Here is a 17,295-nt window from a genome sequence, read left to right on the forward strand (position 1 = left end):
GGTCAGCGCCGCCGAAGATCCGCGCAGTGATCATTGCCGTCAGTCGGGCCGTCAGTTGGAAATTCTGAGCGGTACGGGCTTGCTACCCAGCGTGGTGTATCCGTCGTCAAAGAAATACCAGACGTCATAGCGGCCGGGCTGCAAGGGCGCTTTCCCCGATGTGGAGAGCATCACCGAACCGACGCCGCGCGGTGCGTAGACCCACTGCAAAAGATTGGCCCTGGTCGGCGCGGCTCCGGCAGGAAACACGCCAACCCAGTTCTTCGGTCGGTGATGCCAGGGTGGGGTGGCGTAATCGAAGCGCACCGTGTCATAGCTGTGACCATGGACCGAGCACTGCGCCGCGAACTTCTCGCTGTTGCCGATCGCCGGATCGGTGCTCAGGCTGCGCAGGCGATGTTGGACACAGCCCGCCACGCGCCGGAAATACACCGCATCGCCGGCTATGCGGATGCTGGCGTCATACCAGCCGGCACTGCCATGCCATTCGATGGTCCGCTCGCAGCCGGCTTCTACCCGAAGCTGGATGGGATCGTTTTCGTAATAGGCGTTGTCGGCGATCTGAAACACGCAATCGCTCAGGCTGGCGCGGTTGTCCAGTTTGATAAGCAGGTTGCCGTGCAAGGCATGGTGCGAGGTGGTGACCTCGGCGGCTTGTCCGGACTGCACCATCGCGTTCACATTGCCGCGGAACTCACGCAGGAAACCGTTTGGGCCATACACGGCCCAGTCGTATAGGCCATCGTCGCCGAGCGAGACCGGCGGGGTGGCCTGCAGCGACTTGCCCGCCTCGATGGTGTAGTGGAACGGCTCCTGGGCATCCGACATCGGTTTCCAGTAGGCGGTCAAGGCCACACCGTTGTCTCCGCGATTGACGAAGCTGAGCGAGAGGCTGTCGGGATCGACCTGCACCTCGGCCGAAAACGCATGACCCAGCCGGCATGCCTGTCGCGTTTGCGGCGCTTGCAACGGAAACACTTGGGGCTGAGGCACGACCGCTTGCGCGGTTCCGTTCTTGAACGTGGTGGCGGTGTTAATCGGTTTGGGCGGCATCCGCCTGAAATCGAATGCTTCGGTCAGGTCGCTGCAGACCGACCTGCGCCAGTCGGAGATACCCGGGCACAAGGTGCTTCCATGAGCGGCACTTTCGATGCCAAGCCTTTTTGCGGCGGTCCACTGTTCCAGGAACTGCAGCACCGAGGTGTGATCGCTGAGCTGTGAGTGCACCTTGCCGCCGGCCGTCCAGGGCGAGACGATCAGCATCGGTACGCGCGGCCCGAGCCCGACCGGCACCGAGCCATTGTTTTCCGCAGCGCCGGCGTCGTCGAGGGTCATCTCGCCGTAGTGCGCGCTGATCGGCGGGATCGGCGGCGGCACGTGGTCAAAGTAACCATCGTTCTCGTCGTACATCAGCATGAACACGGTTTTCTGGAAAACTTCCGGATGATCGTTGACCAGCACATTGAGCAGCCGTGCGGTGAACGATTCGCCGTCGCCCGGCGACGAGCTCGGGTGTTCGCAAAATTTGGCCGGGGCGACAATCCACGACACCCGCGGAAGCCCGGGCTTTACCGTGCCGGGCGCGGCGTTGTCCGGCTCCATGCCGGCGGCGACGTCCTTGGCGAATTCGGCAATCAGCGCGTCGCCGGTCTTGCCCGAGGCAGCGGCAAAGACACGGCCTCGTTGATACAGCGACTGGAAATACGGATCGCTGGATTGGTTGATCGGGGTGCCGTTATTGTCGATGCGGAAATTCTTGAAGTACTGAAGATAGTTGTCGCCGTAATTGTCGTACTCCTGATAGACCTTCCAGGTAATGCGGTTATCCGTCAGGGTTTCCGGATAGGTCTTCCAGTCGGCAATGCCTGCCGCCACCGCGGCACTTCTGGCCTGCGGCGTTTGCCCATGCATGGCGGTGGTGATGTCGGTGTTGATGTCGCACTGAATATCCGAGACGTAGCCGCAGCTGCCGTAGTTGTCTGGAAAATTCATCGGCGGCGGTACGGTGCCCGACCACAGGCAGAAGCGGTTTGGGTCGGTGGCTGCAAAAATGGAGCAATGGTAGGCATCGCAAACGGTGAAGGCATTCGCCAGCTGGTAGTAGAACGGCAGATCTTCGGCGTTAAGGCAGCCCATCGATTGCCGGCTTTTCAATGGCACCCAGGTATCCCAGTTGCGCCAGGTGTCCTGCGATGCCTTCCAGCTGTGGTTCAAGTCGTTCATGTACTGGTATTGCACATTGCCCGGCTGATTGAGCCGGAACGGCAACACGTAGTGGCTCGATTGAGCGTTTCGGTCGGGGTTGTACCAGCCCGCCGGCTGGGTCCAGTTGGCCTGGGGCACGCCAGCGCTGAATCCGCGTGAACCTGGGTTCAAGCCCTCCGGCTGATACCAGGCATAGTTTCCGCTGGGCATCGGCGTGGGGCGGGGGTCGCCATAACCGCGCACGCCGGGGAGCATGCCGAAATAGTGATCGAACGATCGATTTTCCTGCATGAACACGATGACGTGTTCGATATCCGCGATGCTGGGGTTGCCGGTGGGATTGTGCGGCTCGATGGCAAGCGCTTTTTCGATCAGGCCGGGCCAGGCAGAGAGGGCGGCCAGTCCACCGGCGGAACCGGCGGTCATCTTCAAGAAGCGTCGGCGCTTGATGTCGTCAATCTCACTCATAATCGTTTTCCACGTCATTGGCTGACAGATGCTGTCAATGACTCAGTTCACTACGGCTTTGTTGCAAACGAAGGTCAGCCATCGGTGGGCATGCAGCGAATCGCGCGGAAGATCTCATTTTTCTGCATGAGATGCGGCTGACCGCCGCTCGTGCTGGCCGGCACGGCCGAGCTGCGTGCGCGCACACTGAGCGAGGGCGCACGACTCCATCCGAAGGCCCGCCTGGGTTCTAGGCAAGCCCGGCCGCTAGTGCGAGGCGAGCCAACCCGGCGCCGACGATGACAGCGCCAATGAGGCGCGCGACGCGATCACCTGCCGGCGCCAGACGCTCGGCGGTGATAGCTGCGGCCACGATGGCCATGGCGCGCAAATCCATGGCGCCGATGACCAGCAGTACCACGGTCAGCCCGCCACAGCAGTAGCTGCAACGAAGGCCGTGGCGCAGGCCGTCGCGCCACGCCGCGATGGTGTCGGCCGGCCACTGGTAATCATCGTGGCTGGGTGCCTCACGGCAGCAGGCCAGCTGATGAGCCTTCCACGCGGTGAACTGAAGCACGCCGGCGATCAGCATGACGATAGCGGCGGCGCTCGGCACCGCACGGGCCAGCGCCGGCTGTTGCATCGCCATGGCCGACAGTGCGCTGCCCAGCGCAAAGACGGCCACGCCCCATACGGCCCAGACAAAGAAGTAACCCGCGCCGAGCAGCGCGGTCAGTCGAGCGAGGCGTGCCGTGCCTGCAGCAGCCATGGCCAGGCGGTAGCGCCACCACCGGGGCAGCACCGACGGCAGCATCATCGCCACCATCATGACTACCCACATGCCTAGAAACGCCGCGGCGCTGCCGAGCCAGGTTTGTCCGGGCATGGGCATCCATGCCATCGACAGGGTCCAGCCGCCGGGCATCGACATCTCGCCCATGGCCGACATGGACGCGCAGCCGACGATGGTCATCGTTACGCTGCTCGCAAAGAGCAGTGCCGATGCCGCGAGAAAACCGTGTTGGGATATTCGCTTGCAAGCCATGCGCGGTGAGATCTCCTGGCACCGGGTGGGGTGACGGCGGCAACGAGGTCGCTCAGCGGTTGGCGTACTCGTCATGGCGACGCCACCAGATGCCGCTTTCGTTGCGTCCCCTGGGCGCGCGGTCCAGCCACTGGTACATGCCCCAAAGGCCGTCCAGCCCACGCGCATAGGTGGAGTACGAGTGATAGACGACACCGTCTTCGAGCACGAACGCGCTCATGCCGGGCCTGTCGCGATGGAAGGTAGGCACGTCGGTGCCGCACATCGCCGCGTGCTGGGCCGCACCGCTGCCTTCCTGGCCGGCGTGGTCTGCAAGCGCCGGCTCGCGCCGGTAGTTGTATTCCACCTCTCCCTGGCGCTGCTGTTCCTCGCTGAACCAGACGTTGGCGTCGGCGTTGAAGTCGCTGCCGAACGACGACGCCCAGGGAAACGTCCAGCCCATCCGTTGTTTGTACGCCTGCAGTTTGGCCAGCGGCGCACGCGATACCGCCATAAGCGTGACGTCGTGATGGGCCAGATGGACGGCCAAGCCGTTGAAGCCGTCGGCAATCGACGAGCACGAGGGGCAGCCCGCCTGATAGTCGGGGCCGAACATGAAGTGGTAGACCAGCAATTGCGAGCGCCCCTCGAAAAGGTCGGCCAGCGCAGCGCTGCCTTGCTCGGTCTCGAATCGATACGCTTTATCGATCCGCACCCATGGCAGCGCCTGCCGCCGTTGCGCCAGTTCGTCGCTGTGTCGGGTCAGTTCTTTTTCGGCTTGAAGCAGCTCGATGCGTGCTGCCAGCCATGCTTCGCGGGTGGCGGTGGGATGTGTCGTCATGGTGGTGCTCCGGTGGGATGCCTTGCGGTTCGGGCCGTTGCTGGCACGAGGTGCGGGCGGGTGGTCGTGGGATAGACTGCGACCGGGCGACCAAACGGTGGGAGTGACAAGTGTGGCGGGAATCCCATGGACTCGCTGATCACGGCAGCGGCGCGTGCGCTGGCGGCAGGCGATCCGCTCGGTGCGCTGAATCGCATCGCTTTGCGTAACGATGCGGCGGCGCTGGCACTTCGCGGTATCGCGATGGCCCAGCTAGGTGATTTTGTTCGAGCGAAAGCGCTTTTGCGAAGTGCGGCGCGCGCGTTCAGCCCTAAAGAATCGCGGGCCCGTGCGCGTTGCGTGGTTGCCGAGGCTGAGATCGCTCTGGTCTCGCGCGACCTGCGCTGGCCGACGAAGGCGCTGGAGGCGGCGCGAATCACCCTGGACCAGCACGGCGACCGGGTGAACGCTGCGCATGCGCGATATCTACAGGTTCGGCGGCTGCTGTTGATCGGCCGCCTGGACGAGGCCGAGCAGGCGCTTGCGCAACTCGACCCGAGCCCTTTTCCAGCCGCATCCAGGGCCGCTCACGAGCTGGTCGTTGCGGGCATCGCTATGCGTCGCGTGCAGACAACGATCGCGCGGGCGGCGCTGGTTCGTGCCGCCCGCGCCGCGCAACAGGCGGCTATCCCGGCACTCACCGCCGAGGTCGAACAGGCTGCCGCGGTGTTGAATACCCCCGCGGCACGCCGGATAGCCGGTGGCGAGGAGCGGCCGCTGCTGCTGGAGGAGGTTGAAGCGCTGCTGGCGTCGCCAGCGCTGGTGGTGGACGCATGTCGTCATGTGGTGCGCGCCAGCGGCACCGTGATCTCGCTGGCCAAGCGACCGGTGCTGTTTGTACTGGCCCGTGCGCTGGGCGAAGCGTGGCCCGACGATGTGCCGCGCGGCGCCTTGGTCGCACGCGCCTTTCGCGCCAAGTTCGCCGATGAATCGCATCGTGCAAGGCTGCGTGTTGAAATGGGGCGGTTGCGCAGCATGCTGCGGCCGCTGGCCGAGGTGAGCGCGACGAAGCAGGGGTTTGCCTTGGTGCCGCACGGCACGCGCGAGGTGGTCGTGCTGGCGCGGCCGGTCGACGAAAAGCATACGGCTGTGCTCGCCTTGCTGGCCGACGGCGAGTCGTGGTCGAGCTCGGCGTTGGCGCTGGCACTCGGGGCAAGCCAGCGTACGGTACAACGGGCGCTCGACGCGCTTGCGGCGGCCGGCAAGGTGCAGTCATTTGGCGGTGGCCGGGCGCGCTGCTGGATGACCCCGCCGATGCCGGGATTCACGACGACCTTGTTACTCCCCACACCGTTGCCGAATGATTAGGATGCAGCCATGAAGCGATCAACAGCGCATATCGTCCGTGAATATGGCCCCTTTCCGGGTGTCGACAGTGTGGGTGGCGTGACCTATGACGGCGAACGGGTCTGGTTTGCCGGCGGCAACAAGCTCAATGCACTCGATCCGGCCAGCGGAGACACCCTGGGCTCGATCGATGTCGTCGCGCACGCAGGCACCGCCTTCGACGGCCAGCATCTGTTTCAGATCGCCGAGAATCGCATCCAGAAGATCGACCCGAACAGCGGCCGCGTACTCGCTACCATCCCGGCCCCCGGCGATGGCGGTGACTCGGGTCTGGCCTGGGCCGAAGGGGCGCTGTGGGTCGGGCAATATCGCGAGCGGAAGATTCATCAAATCGATCCGCAAACCGGGGCGGTTCTTCGCACCATCGATTCCAACCGCTTCGTCACTGGGGTCACCTGGGTCGATGGCGAACTGTGGCACGCCACGTGGGAAGGCGACGAAAGCGAGTTGAGGCATATTGACCCGCAAACCGGAGCGGTCATCGAGAAGCTGGCGATGCCCTCTGGCATGGGCGTGTCCGGTTTGGAGTCCGACGGCGGCGAGCAGTTTTTCTGCGGCGGCGGGCATAGCGGCAAGGTACGCGTCGTCCGTCGTCCCCGGTGAGGTGTTGGGTAATCCATCCGCGCATGGTTGAACATATCTTCCCGGATCCGCTTGCCAGAACTGCTTGGCAGTTGAATACGCTCCAGATAGGGTCGAAGTCCGCAGTCCTAGCCGCCCCGGCGGTGCCGAACGCGATCAGGACTTTGGCGTTGGTAACCACTGAAGGATTAAAGCCGTCGCTAGCCAAAGGCTCAGATAGATACATCGAGTAGCGCGCGACGAGCATTCTGGCAATTGGCCCATCTGGCGTTGCCTTCCCATCCAGCAGATCTAGCTCGATGACCGTGCCCGGGCGACCTTCAAGCCCCCGCTGATTCTACCCGATACCCCCAGTAGCCCGAGACGTCACTGTTCCGATTCACGAAAGTCTCGACGAGAGCATTGGCAATGCTTTTTAGTGCACGCGAACCAGGCATCGGGGTGATTGCCAATCCTCATCCATTCAAATTCGAAGCGGCCCGCTTTGCGTTGACCGACTGAAGTCGCAGTCGAAAGCGGACATTCGAGAGACCGCGCACGGAGCGCCGTTAAAGAGGCTCTTACACGAGACGTATCGATTAATGCCTGGAAGAGGGCCATGGTCTCAAGCAATTAGTCGGGCCTAGGTTGCCAACCATGACTTCTTGATGCCATAGGCTTGAGCGATGCCACGCCATGCGATGGCGTCGGCATGGATGCAGCCCCCGGCTTCGTCAAAGACATAGGCCTTCTGGCGAAACAGCTCCGCCATTGCCTCAACGTATGGCTCGTAGTGTGCGGCTACCTGCCTGGTTTTGTCGTCGTTTTCAAGGCAGACCGACACGAGCTCCCCCGACGAACAGTCGATACACAATTGAATGTCGCCATTCTCGTCGAGTATGGGAAATTGACTCGATTTCCAGCCCCAGCGGCCAATGCGGTCGGTCAGTGCCTGATAGCCGCGATAGATGGATACGGCTCGTTCAAGCGGCAGGAACGACATGAATGCGTCGAGATACTCAATGCCGTTGTGCCACTCGTACAGGCAAACAAGAATCTCCGGCGGCGTCAGCTTGAGATCGGCAAACACCTGTTCAATTGCCTGGCGCGACAGGCCCGGCAGAGCTTCTGGCTCCGAATTGACTGCTAAAACCTCATCGAACAAATGGCGCAGTGTTTCGAGAGTTTCCATAGGTTAGCCCTGGACCGAACGATTGATAGGTGGAGTTGCAGTCGCACCGATTTGCAGAATACTGGACGTCTGCGCAACGTCCGCTATGGGTCGGAAGCGGACTTTCCCAGCTTACAACGCGTAGTGACTCGGCATCGATCTTCCCTGAGTGGGTGCCAAGAGACCTATGTCTGATCCGGAGGGATCACTAGTATCGTCAAGATCGATCAGCGCTCGATGCTTGGCTCGTCAGTTCAGCCTGAAGGTCGGGTCACTGATTTTCCCGAGGCGTACCCTGCCTGCGCCGCCCATCATAAGGAAGTGCAAATGCCATTGTGGATTCGCAACCGCGCCGCGCTGCTCGTCATGTCGATTGCCTTAAGCTTCGTGACAATGGATAGCTATGCGGTCACCCCTATTGGTGAACCCGCTGATGGTTGTATCGCGGCCGGACTCGGCAAGGGAACGAATCCACCACCGACCGAAGCCGCTCCTGCCTTTCCGCCGCCACAGCTTCAGATACTCACACCCTACGCGCCGACCTACTTCCCCAGCGGAGGGCGGCAGTACCTGATCTATGAGCTGCACATTCAGAACCTCTCCGAAGCGTCGATGGATATCATGGGTATCGACGTCATCAATGCGGGTTCGGCGTCCAACGAACGAGTCATCAGCATCCAGCCGCTTGAGCTGCGCTCCGTGCTGCAGCCGGTGGGCGCAACGCCCCGGCCCAAGGATACGTCGTACGGATACCGTCTTGACGAAGGACGGGCCGTCGTTGCGTTCCTATGCATGGCATTCGATGGGAACACCCCACTGCCAACCCGAATCAGCCATCGTGTTTTCCTGTCAAATGCCATCGCCAACGGCCCGGACATTCACGTTGCGCCAGGCCCATTGCCGGTGCTGTCGGCACCGGTGGCTGGTATGGACTGGACCGCTGCAGATGGCCCCAGCAATGAATCCCATCACCGCCTTGGCCTATTTGTTGCCAACGGCGCCGCGCAGATTTCGAGGCGTTACGCGATTGACTGGAAGCAGCTCAAGAATGGCTCATCGTTTTCCGGCGATCCCCGTGACGTCCATGCCTACTATGCCTATGGCCGTGATGTACTGGCCGTTGCCGATGCTGTCGTCGTCGGTGTCAAGGATGGCCTGCCGGACAATATTCCGCGCACGCCCGCGGGATTCAATACGGCGGTGCCCATCACCATGGAAACGGTGGCAGGGAACTCCGTCATTCTTGAGCTTGGCCATGGACAGTTTGCCTACTACGCCCATCTCAAGGCGGGGAGCCTTCGCGTCAAGAAGGGTGATCATGTGAAGCGCGGGCAGTGGCTCGCAAACATCGGCAACTCCGGCGACGCTCGGGAACCGCATCTGCATTTCCAATTGGAAACCGGCGCCGACATCCTCGATTCGGAGGGCATGCCTTATGTCATCGACCACTACAAGGTAAAGACGGAGCGCGGCTGGGATGAGCGAAGCGGAGAGCTACCTGTTCGGGGGATGCTTGTGGACTTCGGACAGCCCCAAGCGAAGTAGCTATCGATAGCCGATCTGGGGACATTGCCTGCGGGTCCCTTGCTGCCGTGTCCGCTTTGGGTTGCGGATTCAACCGGTCGTTGCAACATCCCTAGACTGCGGCAGCAGGAGGTGTGTGGCAATGACCCAACGACCGCGGATCCATTACACGGAGACCCAGAAGGCGGTGATGTGGGGCTGCTGGCAGCTTGGCGAGTCGTTGCACGAGATCGCCAAGCTGTTTGATCGACACCACTCGTCGGCGCGCAGGATATCCATGCTAGCCACGGGTTTGGATTGATTTTGGCATGTCTGCTTCGGGTCGAAAGCGAGCATCAATTGACACAAGAATTATGAGTGCTTCCTTTTGAGCATTTCGTCGAAGTCGACATAGGGCATGTACAAGGGCCACAGCGGCTCACCCTCAAGCCCACGCGCCGCGAGAATTTCCCTGAGCACGTCCTTGTGTATCCCGCGTAGATCTTCTTTTGTCAGGGTATTGCTGGAGAGCTGCATGTAGCGCTTCTTGCCGTAACGAATGCCCAGCATAAGCTCCCCCTTTACTTCCCCACACGACAGCCAACTAATTTCACCAACCGGGACAGTTCTGGCGCCGAACAGCCAGGACCGCGTTATCGAGTGCTCATCCATTTCGACGCGCAAAGTCAGCTGAAACACTAGGAATGCCGCCAGCAACGTGCCCGTAGCAACAACGACAGCACTCACTGGATACATCCCCTGAATGGCGAGCTTTCTCGCCACCCAGATAAGCAGACATGTCGCGGGGAGTAGCAATAAGAGCGACAGAAATCGCGAAGAATGTGATGGATGGAAGGTCTTGATCACATAGCGCCTCAATTTCTCTCGGTTTCTTCGGGGCTTGGCAAAGTGTCCGCTTCGGGTCGAAAGCGGGCCTTCTAATCTACTCTCGATCCCAGCCCGCAAACGGACCATGGAACACAAGACCGTCTGTCATGATCCGCAATACTTCATCTTGGGAGGGAAAGTACTTTACGTACTCCGGATAGTTAGCAAGGACGTAGCCGTCCCACCATTGCATGGGATCTAGCTGGATCACCTTGCCGTCAAGAAGATCCACAAAAATCAGACCCATATGCCGAAGCAGCTTCGCGGCCTTATCCAACGCAGCTTCATGCGACGCCGCCCCAACATAGAAGACGACACAGGCACCAAGCCAGCCCTCTGGCATGTCTTGATTTGACCCGCGCTCGACCTTTAGCGGGCACGCCCAAAGCATATTGGTCATGAATTAGAAGCCCATTTCTGATTTATGGAATGTCTGCTTCGAATCGGAAGCGGGCACTACGGACGGTAAAGCACCGTGCCAAGACAAGATGACGAAGGCGGAGGTCGTTGAAGCAACTTGATCACCGTCGTTCCCCTTTAGCGCGAAGTTCAGCCTCCGGTTTGGCCGGACCAGCCTACGGGTCGATGCGGTGCGCTGCTTGAGCTGTCATTGCTTACCTTGGACCGCCCTTGGGAGTACACAATGGCTTTATTGCCTTCGCACTGTCCGACCACCTTGCCTTCACTCTTATCTGCCTGCTCGGCCGCCATCACGTCCAGGCTGTGATGGCTCACGCCGTTCGCCTTGATCTTTGCATCAATACCGGCCTTTACCGCATCGCAAGAGGCATGGGCGAATACCGGCAACGCCATCAATACCAAGGCGGCGACAGACATGCGAGCTTTCATAGTTACTCCTTGTTGGTCAAACACAGGAACACAAATGACGAGGCATGCTGGGCCGAGTTGATTACCTACGCCCCTTAGGTCCATGTCTGCTTCGGGTCGAAAGCGGAGACCTTTCCAGGCTCTACCGCCTAGGCTACTGAAGCATGATCGGCGAGTTCACGTAGAACCCGAAGAAGCGCCACTGGCCTTCAATTTGAACCAGCCGAATATTGAAGTCAGCATGCCCGTTTTCGAATTCCCCGGTTTCCGTGTAGGACGCGCTGACCACCTTGCCACTACCGGTATTGACCGACACCAGCGACTGACCCTTTGGCTCGCTCAAACTTTTCAGAGGGCCGAGCTTGGCGAGCTTTGCGAACAGTCGATCAACTTGATCCGGATCCTTGCCCAGAATCTCCCTCAGCTGCGGTGAGGCGCGCTTCAGAAGCTCGTCTTTCGACCAGGTCGCAACAACCGGTTTCACGTTGGCCTCGACATAGGTCTTGCTGGACGCGTCGAGGCGATTGCCTTGATAGGCGACGATACCCACCATCACGGCGATGATCAGGATCAGCAGCAGAAAGATCCCACCAAGGATCTGAAAGAACTTCTTCACATTTTTCCCCTTATCGGCACAGAAAAGTGCACCGAGTAATGTTAACTGCTGGAGGCCGGCCATGGCGGTTCCAGGTTGAAAACGAACACTTCAATGGATCAAAGATTTGATCGGTTCTCGCTCGAAGTACAAGGCAGTCGCGCTAACTTTGAACAAATACCATGCCGTCGCAGCGACCATGAGTGCTCCGGCCAGGCTGAGCAATGGATTTCCGAGAAACGGATAGGGCGCAACAAGGGCAACGGTTAGAAAGCCAAGGTAAAGCAGCCGCGCTCGCTTCGACTTCATAAGAAGCGCCGCACCGGACACTAGGCCCAGTAGCCCGAGAAGTGACGCAAATGGTCCAGCACCACTGCTCCACCATTCCGCTTGGGAAACGGGATGGCCTTCTATGGCGAAGGAGTCGTTCGGTACGACGGACACGATGACGAAGATCGTGCAAGCCAGGGCATGGGCAGTCATGAACCTAAGCAGTTTTGGCATCGCCCAAAATTTGCCCACACGTAGCATTCCCCAATGTATTTTTCTTGAGAGTCGCTGATATTTTGGTTTCACAGCGACGCAGATCAACGTGTCTGCCATGGGGTGCGGGAGCAGGCCCTGCAGGCACGCCTGATAAGTCAGGATAGGCGTCGCGCGACGATGGGGTATTCCGTCGAGCGCCACAGGGTGGGGGAGGGATATTACCGCTGCACCCGAGTGATCAACAGGCCGCGCTTCGCGCGAACGGAAACACCCGGGCAGCGTGGGACTGATACGACGCACGAAGAAAGCACGCCCCCGAAGGGGCGCGCAAGAGCGCCTCTAGAGGCTTACGGCGATAGCCAATGGATAAGCAGCCCGAACAAGTGTTTCAGATCATCGGTATTAATCATGGTGCACCTCCAACGATGGTCGAATGCCTGCAAGCTCATGTCACGCCACAAGCCTCAGGTCCGCGTCGGCACGGTCCGGCTCATCAACGAGTCAAAGGATGCCAACGCGGCCGGAATCTAGCGCAGGCACGGCGCAGGCAATGCGACTGAACTCGCACAATTTTGGAGCGATCCGCCTTTCGCAGACATCTTCGAGCCATCATTGAACTGCCCCGGGGATGACGGCTACCTGTCGCGAGAAGACATGCTGATCCACGTCGTCATCCATAGCCGTTACCATCGCGGCGAAGTCGGACGCATCATGGGCCAGTTTGCACGGCTATTCGCCTGGAACACGTACGCGGTATTTCTGCATCGGACGAAGCCTTGGCGTCGCCGTATCTCGTCTGCATCGATGTCGTGAATCCGATACCAGGGTGGCGGGGGTAACCGCCCCGCGTCAGCACGCCGATGATTGCTGCCAGCACGTGTCAGCAATGCTGGCCGTGAGGCGGTTTGCCGGGTGGGTTTTCGCCGGGTCTGTGGGCATCATGGGCGAACTCTCCCCCCGCTGTGGCTGTGCTCATGTCATCCCGTTCCGCCGTTGCTCCGGTCGCGCTGGCGATCGGCGTGCTGTTGATCAGCATGGTCTCCTACCAATGTGGTGCATCGCTGGCTAAACATTTGTTTCCGCAGGTGGGGGCGCAGGGCGCTACCGCTTATCGGCTGGGTCTTAGCGCACTGATGCTGCTGTTGTGGCGACGGCCGTGGCGCCGCTCAGGCGGCCAGCGCGATTGGCGTGTGCTGTGGGGTTATGGCCTGTCGATGGGGGCGATGAATCTGGTCTTTTATATGTCGCTGAGCACGATCCCCCTCGGCATCGCGGTCGCGTTGGAGTTCACCGGGCCGTTGGCGCTTGCGCTCTTGGGTTCGCGCCGGTTGCTCGACTTCGTCTGGATCGCGCTGGTGATCGCCGGGCTGGCCTTGTTGCTGCCGCTGGGTGCGCAGATGCAGTCGCTCGATCCGCTGGGGGTGATGTATGCGCTGGCCGCCGGTGTGGGCTGGGCGTTGTACATCGTGCTGGGAAAGAAAGCCGGGGCGGCTTATGGCGCGGACGCGGTGACCCTGGGTACTTCGATCGGCGCCTTGCTGGCGATTCCGTTCGGTGTCGCGCATGCCGGCAGCGCGTTGCTGTCGCCGGCGCTGCTGCCTTATGCACTAGGTATCGCCGTGCTCAGCTCAGCACTGCCGTATTCGCTGGAGATGGTCGCGCTGACGCGGCTGCCGGCGCGAACCTTCGGCACCTTGTTGAGCCTGGAGCCGGCGATCGCGGCGGTGGTCGGCGCGACCTTGTTGGGCGAGCAGCTAAGCCTGCTGCAATGGCTGGCCATCGTGGCCATCATCGTGGCGGCGGCTGGCACCGCGTTGAGCGTGCGTCAGCCTGTGCTGACCGAGCCTTTGGCGAATTAAGCGTCAGCCTCGGCGCGATGCATGCGGGCTTGATATAGCGCCTGGTCGGGGCCGCCCGCCTGTTGCCGATGGCTTGAGTCGCCGAGAAAATCGATGGCCGTACGACCGGGCCATTCCGCTGCGCTGGTGATCGACCTCGCAGGCAGCTTGCTGGAGCTGCTTGGGGTGTCGTGATGGCGGGTGTTGCAGGCGCCTTTCGCCAGGCGGCTGATCGTCTCGGCAGCGCTATTTTTTGCGCCGCATGAAACATCGCCCGCTCGGCGATGGCCTTCATGGTAGCCCCGCGCAAACGTATCGATTTTGCGCGGAAAGCGGACATTTCCCCTGGAGTCGTGGCAGCATCTGTGGGCGAACTACTGACGAGCTATCACACCACTCATGATTCGATTTTCTGCCCAGATTTTTCTGCTGGTCGCTGCCTTGTTCCTGGGCGTCGCCGCGCAAGCCGCGGTTCCGGTTTATAGCTACAAGATCGTGCAGGTCTACCCGCACGACACCGGCGCCTTCACCGAGGGTTTGTTTTACAAGGACGGCTACCTCTACGAGAGCACCGGCGAGCCGGGCAAGTCGAGCGTGCGCAAGGTCGAGCTGAAAACCGGCAAAGTCTTGCAGCGTCACGATGTGCCAGCGCAATATTTTGGCGAAGGCATTGTGGAATGGAAGAACAAGCTGGTGCAGCTGACCTGGCGAAGCGAGATCGGCTTTGTCTACGACTTTGCCAGTTTCAAGCAGCAACGCACGTTTACTTATCCGGGGGAGGGCTGGGCGCTTACCCGCGATGACCGGCATCTCTACATGAGCGATGGCTCATCGGTATTGCGCATTCTCGATCCCGACACCCTGGCCTCGACCGGCAGCATCATGGTGACCGCCGACGACGTACCGGTGGTGAATCTCAATGAGCTGGAATGGGTCAAGGGCGAAATCTACGCCAATGTCTGGATGACCAACCGCATCGTGCGTATCGACCCAGCCAGCGGGCATGTCACCGGCTGGATCGATCTCAGCGGTTTGATGGACAACCGCCAGCTGCCCAACTCGTTCAACGACGTGCTTAATGGCATTGCCTACGATGCCGAGCATGACCGTCTGTTCGTAACCGGCAAGCACTGGTCGAAGTTGTTCGAGATCAAGTTAGTGCCGCGGGTTACCGCGGGTTCGTAGGCGCGGGTGTGAGCGCGTGCATGGGCGAGGCCTTTGCAGAGAACGGCTCGCTGGCTGCTTTCTTGTGGATCGGCCTGGCCTTGCGCGGGTTGCGTCGATCTGCCGCGGCGAGCCTTTATCGTGGCCATTCGTGCTAGTTTCACGCGCTGATTGCGCATCTGCGCGGTGGGGATTTTAGGTGTTTCGACGCAAGGCTGCTCGTCAAATAGTCTCGTGGCTAGCGATGCTGGCCATGCTGCTTATTGTCGTGATGCCCGCCGTTTCGCGGGTCATGCCGATGCCCGGCTCGATGCCCGGCATGGACGATGCCTGTCCGCACCACATGGCTGGAATGAAGCATCCGGTGGCGCCCGATGGCCCCGCCCATGCCACGGATCGGTGCGGTTATTGCGTTCTGCTTGACCACAGTTCGATGCTTGCCACTGGCAAAGTCCTGCATCTCGTCCCAGTGGCTCCCGCCCCGGCGATGCCCCTGCTTGCCGGGGCGGATGCCGCTTATGTGTCGCCTATTCTCAGCGCAAACCCGCGCGGGCCGCCGCTGATCGGCTAAGCGGACCAGCAAACCGACCGCAGCCTAGCCGCTGAGGGCGTTTGCCTTTGCTTCCCAACGAGGATCCCTGGATGCATGCCATGCCGCGGTATCGCCCGCGGTAAATGGCTGCAGGTCACGGGGATGAGCCGATGACCCTGCCGGTGCAAGCCACTTCGGTGGCTGCCGTCTAACGATGAGATTTCTTCATGCACGCCATGAATTCCCTGCGCACGCCTTTCTTGCAGACCCCGGGTCGAAACCCAGGTATTCGACGCCAGACAACAGCGACACCCAGGCGCCAGCTGCACTTGCTGGGCAAGCCGCTGGCCGCGATCGCCGGCTTGTTCGCGCTTGGCTTGCTGCCGCAGGCTGCGCACGCCTGCGCTACATGCGGTTGCACACTGAGCACTGATGCCGCCACCGGCTACTCCACCGCCGCGGGTTGGCGCATCAATCTGGATTACACCTTTATCGATCAAGATCAGTTGCGCCACGGCAGCGGCAAGGCCTCGCCCGCGCAGGTGGTCAACCAGCCATCGGCCCCTGCGCTGGGTGGTGGCGAGATCGAGAAGGACACCATTAATCGCTATATCAACGCCTCGGCCACGTATCGCTTTAACGCCGATTGGGGCGTAACGGCGGTGCTGCCTTATGTACTGCGCAGCCACGCTACTTACGGCACGCAGCTGCAACCCTATACGTCGGCCGCCACCGCGCCGGACCAGGTCAGTAGCGTGCATGTGGCGGGTATCGGCGATGCCAAGATACTGGGCAGTTATCAAGGTTTTTTGCCTACCCACAACTTGGGCGTCCAGTTCGGCATCAAGCTGCCGACCGGGCATTACGGCGGCCAAGACAGCGATGGAAACTTCGTCGGTCACCCCACCACGTTCAGTCGCGGCCCGAGCCTGGGGCAGTCGCTCGACACCAGCTTGCAAGCCGGCACGGGCAGCACCGATTTGATCGTGGGCGCGTATTACTACCAGCCGGTGAGTGAGAATTTCGATGCCTTTGTGAATGGACAATTTCAAGCCGCGGTCAAGGAAAAGCTGGATGCTCCCGGCGCCAACTACCGGCCCGGCAATCTCACGTCGGTCAGTGTCGGATTGCGCTACGAAGCCCATGCCGATTGGGTGCCGCAAGTACAGATCAACTGGTTTCACAAGAGCGCGGACCAGGGCGCCCTGGCCGATACGCCCGATACCGAGGGCACGGTGGCGTACCTGAGCCCGGGCATCAGTGGCAGTCTGAGCAAGAACCTGCAGCTGTACGCTTTTGTACAGGTGCCGATCTACAGCCATCTGCAGGGCTACCAGCTATTTCCCGGCTGGACCGGCACCGTCGGCATCAGCATGAAGCTGTGAGCCTCTAGCCAACCACACTTTATTCCGTGCTGCCATGAGACTTTTTGTGATCACGTGCTTGAGCTGCCGTATGGGCAATTATCTGCGTTACCTAGGCGTTGTCCTGATACTGATGACGCTGATGCATCCCGTGCGGGCCAACGATTTGGTGGTCGGTCAGATGGCCCCGCCGATCAGCTTGCATACCCTCGACAATAAGCTGATCGATCTGCGCGATCTGCGCGGCAAAGTGGTGATCGTGACCTTCTGGGCTACCTGGTGTGAGCCCTGCCAGGAGGAGCTTCCGCTGCTTTCGCGGTATGCGCGGGCACATGCTGAGCAAGGCCTGGTGGTGCTGGGCTTTAGCCTCGATACACCAGACCAGCTTGAGCAAGTGCGGGCGGTGGCCAAAACCTTGAGTTTTCCGGTGGGCTTGCTGGGCGATCCGCATGTGCCCGGCTA

18 protein-coding genes and 1 pseudogene are annotated in these 17,295 nt (G+C 60.8%); 10 read left to right on the forward strand and 9 right to left on the reverse strand.

All coding sequences use genetic code 11. The features are described 5' to 3' along the window. Positions 1–51: 51 nt before the first annotated feature. Together OUZ52_RS10005 and OUZ52_RS10010 are read right to left on the reverse strand one after the other, a co-directional pair. Positions 52–2,673: a phosphocholine-specific phospholipase C gene (locus tag OUZ52_RS10005; RefSeq protein ID WP_266158240.1), complete on the reverse strand. Its 2,622-nt coding sequence runs from the start codon at positions 2,671–2,673 to the stop codon at positions 52–54. A 229-nt stretch (positions 2,674–2,902) separates the two neighbouring features. Next, positions 2,903–3,538: a DUF2182 domain-containing protein gene (locus tag OUZ52_RS10010; protein ID WP_266158241.1), complete on the reverse strand. Its 636-nt coding sequence runs from the start codon at positions 3,536–3,538 to the stop codon at positions 2,903–2,905. On the opposite strand from OUZ52_RS10010, the gene OUZ52_RS10015 reads away from it, so the two are divergent. Further along, positions 3,537–3,731, forward strand: a complete 195-nt coding sequence (locus OUZ52_RS10015; RefSeq protein ID WP_266158242.1) for a hypothetical protein — start codon at positions 3,537–3,539, stop codon at positions 3,729–3,731. The genes OUZ52_RS10010 and OUZ52_RS10015 overlap by 2 nt on opposite strands. Positions 3,732–3,749: 18 nt before the next feature. On the opposite strand, the gene OUZ52_RS10020 is transcribed toward OUZ52_RS10015, so the two are convergent. Continuing rightward, positions 3,750–4,517, reverse strand: a complete 768-nt coding sequence (locus tag OUZ52_RS10020; protein ID WP_266158243.1) for a DUF899 domain-containing protein — start codon at positions 4,515–4,517, stop codon at positions 3,750–3,752. A 126-nt stretch (positions 4,518–4,643) separates the two neighbouring features. On the opposite strand from OUZ52_RS10020, the gene OUZ52_RS10025 reads away from it, so the two are divergent. Both OUZ52_RS10025 and OUZ52_RS10030 read left to right on the forward strand, forming a co-directional pair. Then, positions 4,644–5,864, forward strand: coding sequence for a helix-turn-helix domain-containing protein (locus OUZ52_RS10025; protein WP_266158244.1), 1,221 nt, complete (start codon positions 4,644–4,646; stop codon positions 5,862–5,864). 9 nt (positions 5,865–5,873) lie between these two features. Continuing rightward, positions 5,874–6,506, forward strand: a complete 633-nt coding sequence (locus OUZ52_RS10030; RefSeq protein WP_266158245.1) for a Vgb family protein — start codon at positions 5,874–5,876, stop codon at positions 6,504–6,506. A gap of 601 nt (positions 6,507–7,107) precedes the next feature. Here the strand turns inward: OUZ52_RS10030 and OUZ52_RS10035 are convergent. After that, entirely contained in the window at positions 7,108–7,656 is a 549-nt protein-coding gene (locus OUZ52_RS10035; protein ID WP_266158246.1) for an SMI1/KNR4 family protein, read from the reverse strand. Between the two features lie 306 nt (positions 7,657–7,962). On the opposite strand from OUZ52_RS10035, the gene OUZ52_RS10040 reads away from it, so the two are divergent. Together OUZ52_RS10040 and OUZ52_RS10045 are read left to right on the forward strand one after the other, a co-directional pair. Further along, complete coding sequence (locus tag OUZ52_RS10040) at positions 7,963–9,180, forward strand: M23 family metallopeptidase (RefSeq protein WP_266158247.1); 1,218 nt, start codon at positions 7,963–7,965, stop codon at positions 9,178–9,180. A gap of 121 nt (positions 9,181–9,301) precedes the next feature. Further along, positions 9,302–9,433 (forward strand): annotated as a pseudogene (locus tag OUZ52_RS10045) (IS30 family transposase); the annotation flags it as partial. A 77-nt stretch (positions 9,434–9,510) separates the two neighbouring features. On the opposite strand, the gene OUZ52_RS10050 reads toward OUZ52_RS10045, so the two are convergent. The 5 genes from OUZ52_RS10050 to OUZ52_RS10070 form a co-directional block, all read right to left on the reverse strand. Beyond that, the gene (locus OUZ52_RS10050) at positions 9,511–10,005 is read right to left on the reverse strand and encodes a hypothetical protein (protein ID WP_266158248.1); all 495 of its coding nucleotides are present in this window, start codon (positions 10,003–10,005) and stop codon (positions 9,511–9,513) included. 76 nt (positions 10,006–10,081) lie between these two features. After that, positions 10,082–10,426: a hypothetical protein gene (locus tag OUZ52_RS10055; protein ID WP_266158249.1), complete on the reverse strand. Its 345-nt coding sequence runs from the start codon at positions 10,424–10,426 to the stop codon at positions 10,082–10,084. Positions 10,427–10,575: 149 nt separating this feature from the next. Next, the gene (locus OUZ52_RS10060; protein WP_266158250.1) at positions 10,576–10,875 is read right to left on the reverse strand and encodes a DUF1161 domain-containing protein; all 300 of its coding nucleotides are present in this window, start codon (positions 10,873–10,875) and stop codon (positions 10,576–10,578) included. A gap of 133 nt (positions 10,876–11,008) precedes the next feature. Then, entirely contained in the window at positions 11,009–11,533 is a 525-nt protein-coding gene (locus tag OUZ52_RS10065) for a hypothetical protein (protein WP_266158251.1), read from the reverse strand. Positions 11,534–11,560: 27 nt separating this feature from the next. Continuing rightward, positions 11,561–12,052 (reverse strand): hypothetical protein, encoded by a 492-nt coding sequence (locus tag OUZ52_RS10070; protein WP_266158252.1) that lies wholly within the window; start codon positions 12,050–12,052, stop codon positions 11,561–11,563. Positions 12,053–12,909: 857 nt separating this feature from the next. Here OUZ52_RS10070 and OUZ52_RS10075 point away from each other — a divergent pair. The 5 genes from OUZ52_RS10075 to OUZ52_RS10095 form a co-directional block, all read left to right on the forward strand. Then, positions 12,910–13,794 (forward strand): EamA family transporter, encoded by an 885-nt coding sequence (locus OUZ52_RS10075; protein ID WP_266158253.1) that lies wholly within the window; start codon positions 12,910–12,912, stop codon positions 13,792–13,794. 378 nt (positions 13,795–14,172) lie between these two features. Beyond that, positions 14,173–14,958: a glutaminyl-peptide cyclotransferase gene (locus OUZ52_RS10080; RefSeq protein WP_266158254.1), complete on the forward strand. Its 786-nt coding sequence runs from the start codon at positions 14,173–14,175 to the stop codon at positions 14,956–14,958. 223 nt (positions 14,959–15,181) lie between these two features. Beyond that, the gene (locus OUZ52_RS10085; protein ID WP_266158255.1) at positions 15,182–15,508 is read left to right on the forward strand and encodes a DUF2946 domain-containing protein; all 327 of its coding nucleotides are present in this window, start codon (positions 15,182–15,184) and stop codon (positions 15,506–15,508) included. 188 nt (positions 15,509–15,696) lie between these two features. Further along, a complete protein-coding gene (locus OUZ52_RS10090) occupies positions 15,697–16,854 on the forward strand; it encodes a transporter (protein WP_266158256.1) in 1,158 nt (385 codons plus the stop codon). A gap of 70 nt (positions 16,855–16,924) precedes the next feature. After that, the coding region (locus OUZ52_RS10095) for a TlpA disulfide reductase family protein (RefSeq protein WP_266158257.1) at positions 16,925–17,295 on the forward strand (371 nt) is incomplete at its 3' end.

It is taken from the genome of Dyella silvatica (assembly GCF_026283955.1).
In the GTDB taxonomy this organism is placed as follows: Bacteria; Pseudomonadota; Gammaproteobacteria; order Xanthomonadales; family Rhodanobacteraceae; genus Dyella_C; species Dyella_C silvatica.

Excerpts from the sequence above, each read along its gene's own strand:
- OUZ52_RS10005 (WP_266158240.1), bottom strand. The coding sequence starts at position 2,673 with ATGAGTGAGATTGACGACATCAAGCGCCGACGCTTCTTGAAGATGACC.
- OUZ52_RS10015 (WP_266158242.1), top strand. The coding sequence starts at position 3,537 with ATGGGCATCCATGCCATCGACAGGGTCCAGCCGCCGGGCATCGACATC.
- OUZ52_RS10010 (WP_266158241.1), bottom strand. The coding sequence starts at position 3,538 with ATGCCCGGACAAACCTGGCTCGGCAGCGCCGCGGCGTTTCTAGGCATG.
- OUZ52_RS10020 (WP_266158243.1), bottom strand. The coding sequence starts at position 4,517 with ATGACGACACATCCCACCGCCACCCGCGAAGCATGGCTGGCAGCACGC.
- OUZ52_RS10025 (WP_266158244.1), top strand. The coding sequence starts at position 4,644 with ATGGACTCGCTGATCACGGCAGCGGCGCGTGCGCTGGCGGCAGGCGAT.
- OUZ52_RS10030 (WP_266158245.1), top strand. The coding sequence starts at position 5,874 with ATGAAGCGATCAACAGCGCATATCGTCCGTGAATATGGCCCCTTTCCG.
- OUZ52_RS10035 (WP_266158246.1), bottom strand. The coding sequence starts at position 7,656 with ATGGAAACTCTCGAAACACTGCGCCATTTGTTCGATGAGGTTTTAGCA.
- OUZ52_RS10040 (WP_266158247.1), top strand. The coding sequence starts at position 7,963 with ATGCCATTGTGGATTCGCAACCGCGCCGCGCTGCTCGTCATGTCGATT.
- OUZ52_RS10055 (WP_266158249.1), bottom strand. The coding sequence starts at position 10,426 with ATGACCAATATGCTTTGGGCGTGCCCGCTAAAGGTCGAGCGCGGGTCA.
- OUZ52_RS10060 (WP_266158250.1), bottom strand. The coding sequence starts at position 10,875 with ATGAAAGCTCGCATGTCTGTCGCCGCCTTGGTATTGATGGCGTTGCCG.
- OUZ52_RS10065 (WP_266158251.1), bottom strand. The coding sequence starts at position 11,533 with ATGGCCGGCCTCCAGCAGTTAACATTACTCGGTGCACTTTTCTGTGCC.
- OUZ52_RS10070 (WP_266158252.1), bottom strand. The coding sequence starts at position 12,052 with ATGGCAGACACGTTGATCTGCGTCGCTGTGAAACCAAAATATCAGCGA.
- OUZ52_RS10075 (WP_266158253.1), top strand. The coding sequence starts at position 12,910 with ATGTCATCCCGTTCCGCCGTTGCTCCGGTCGCGCTGGCGATCGGCGTG.
- OUZ52_RS10080 (WP_266158254.1), top strand. The coding sequence starts at position 14,173 with ATGATTCGATTTTCTGCCCAGATTTTTCTGCTGGTCGCTGCCTTGTTC.
- OUZ52_RS10085 (WP_266158255.1), top strand. The coding sequence starts at position 15,182 with ATGCTGGCCATGCTGCTTATTGTCGTGATGCCCGCCGTTTCGCGGGTC.
- OUZ52_RS10090 (WP_266158256.1), top strand. The coding sequence starts at position 15,697 with ATGCACGCCATGAATTCCCTGCGCACGCCTTTCTTGCAGACCCCGGGT.